Source organism: Leyella stercorea DSM 18206 (genome assembly GCF_000235885.1).
GTDB classification, from domain to species: Bacteria; Bacteroidota; Bacteroidia; order Bacteroidales; family Bacteroidaceae; genus Prevotella; species Prevotella stercorea.
This window is the reverse complement of sequence record NZ_JH379413.1, coordinates 26,697-29,204: the sequence shown is the minus strand read 5'-3', so window position 1 is coordinate 29,204 and position 2,508 is coordinate 26,697. Positions and strand designations below refer to the sequence as shown.

The window sequence follows — 2,508 nt, the reverse complement described above, 5'->3', positions numbered from 1 at the left end:
GACCGACGCGGATGTCTGCACCGACCGACGCGAACTACGTACATGCTACTTTTACTTCAGCACACCAAGCTCTTTGCCCACCTTAATGAAAGCAGCTATTGCCTTGTCGAGCTGCTCGCGTGTGTGACCGGCAGAGAGCTGCACGCGGATGCGGGCCTCGCCCTTCGGCACAACCGGGTAGTAGAAGCCCGTAACGTAGATGCCTTCCTCAAGCAGGCGGTTAGCGTAGCGCTGAGAGAGCGGAGCATCGTAGAGCATAACGGCGCAGATGGCACTCTGTGTAGGCTTGATGTCGAAGCCCGCAGCCATCATCTTGTCGCGGAAATAGTTCACGTTCTCTACGAGGCGATCGTGGATAGAGTTGTCCTCCTTCAACATCTTGAACACCTCAAGACTTGCACCGATGATAGACGGAGCCAATGAGTTAGAGAAGAGGTATGGGCGGCTGCTCTGGCGCAGCATGTCGATAATCTCCTTGCGACCAGTTGTAAATCCGCCGAGTGCGCCGCCGAATGCCTTGCCCAATGTGCCTGTGTAGATGTCCACACGACCGTATGTCTTGCAAAGCTCGCTCACACCGTGACCCGTTGCGCCTACAACGCCAGCCGAGTGCGACTCGTCAACCATTACGAGAGCGTCGTACTTCTCTGCCAAGTCGCAGATCTTGTCCATCGGAGCTACGTTGCCGTCCATAGAGAACACACCATCGGTGCAGATGATGCGGAAACGCTGAGCCTGAGCCTCCTGCAAGCACTTCTCCAGTTCTTCCATGTTGGCGTTGGCGTAGCGGTAGCGCTTAGCCTTGCACAGACGCACGCCGTCGATGATAGAAGCGTGGTTGAGCGCGTCAGAGATGATTGCGTCCTCGTCGGTGAGGAACGAGCCGAACAAGCCTCCGTTGGCATCGAAGCAGGCAGCATATAATATGGTGTCTTCTGTCTGGAAATACTCAGAGATGGCAGCCTCAAGCTCCTTGTGGATGTCCTGTGTACCGCAGATGAAGCGTACAGACGACATACCGAAACCGCGGCGATCCATCATCTTCTTTGCACCCTCGATGAGGCGCGGGTGGTTAGACAGACCAAGATAGTTGTTGGCGCAGAAGTTGAGCACTTCCTTACCATTTACCTGGATTGCAGCCTGCTGAGGGCTTTCAATGATACGTTCCTCTTTGTAGAGACCTGCTTGCTTCAGATTCTCCAAAGCGGCAGCGAGATGTTCTTTTACTTTTCCGTACATGAGATAGGTTATTTTAAAAGTTTTTTGTTATTACAAGTGCAAATTAACTCATTATTTTTGATACGTGAAAATGTTTATAGTAGTTTTTTTAGCGTAATGAAAAAAAATGAACGATTTTGTATTGCCGTGTGAAAAATTTTTCTTTCCTTTGTACTCATAAACGCTTAAATATATATACGATGAACAATATCTTGGTTATTGGCTCTACTGGTCAGATTGGCTCTGAGCTAACAAGGAAGTTAAGAAGCATTTACGGAAACGCAAATGTTGTAGCTGGTTACATTAAGGGCGCAGAGCCAACGGGTGAGCTTGCTGAGGCTGGTCCTATGGCAGAGTGCGATGTGACAAACCAACAGATGATTGCTGACGTTGTGAAGAAGTACAACATCGACACCATCTACAATCTCGCAGCGTTGCTCTCTGTCGTTGCCGAGTCGAAGCCACGTTTGGCTTGGAAGATTGGTATCGACGGCTTGTGGAACATCCTTGAGGTGGCTCGTGAGCACGGTTGTGCAGTTTTCACACCGAGTTCAATAGGTTCGTTCGGCTTGAACACACCGAAGATGCTCACACCGCAGGATACTATTCAGCGTCCGCGCACAATCTACGGTGTGTCTAAGGTCACCACAGAGCTGCTGAGCGACTACTACCATAATAAATATGGTGTAGATACTCGTGCTGTGCGTTTCCCTGGCGTTATCTCTTACGTAACACCTCCGGGTGGCGGCACAACCGACTACGCTGTAGACATCTACTACTCGGCTGTTCGTGGCGAGAAGTTCGTCTGCCCGATTAAGGAGGGCACACTCATGGACATGATCTACATGCCCGACGCATTGAAGGCTGCTGTAGACATTATGGAGGCAGACCCTGCACGTCTCGTACACCGCAACGCGTTTAACATCGCTTCGCTCAGCTTCGCACCAGAGACAGTGTTCGCTGCTATCAAGAAGTACAAGCCGGAGTTCGAGATGGTTTACGACGTAGACCCATTGAAGCAGAGCATCGCCGAGAGCTGGCCAGACCGCATGGATGACACTTGCGCTCGCGAGGAGTGGGACTGGTGTCCGGCTTACGACCTCGACGCAATGACAAAGGATATGCTTGAGAAGCTTACAATCAAGCTCAAAGGATAAAGATATATAGGAGGGTATGGCATCTTGCCATACCCACGCAGCCTTAGATACAAATAATGTAATTTGTATATGTATGGCATCCTTGCCATCCACGAAGTTTACATACAATTAGATTGCGTGGGTATGGCAAGGA

2 protein-coding genes are annotated in these 2,508 nt (G+C 50.4%); one reads left to right on the top strand and one right to left on the bottom strand.

From position 1 onward, the window contains the following. Positions 1-51 precede the first annotated feature (51 nt). A complete protein-coding gene (gene kbl, locus HMPREF0673_RS05575) occupies positions 52-1,239 on the bottom strand; it encodes a glycine C-acetyltransferase (protein ID WP_007899224.1) in 1,188 nt (395 codons plus the stop codon). 179 nt (positions 1,240-1,418) lie between these two features. Here kbl and HMPREF0673_RS05570 point away from each other — a divergent pair, with 179 nt between their 5' ends. Further along, positions 1,419-2,375, top strand: a complete 957-nt coding sequence (locus HMPREF0673_RS05570) for an NAD-dependent epimerase/dehydratase family protein (RefSeq protein ID WP_007899210.1) — start codon at positions 1,419-1,421, stop codon at positions 2,373-2,375. Positions 2,376-2,508 lie beyond the last annotated feature (133 nt).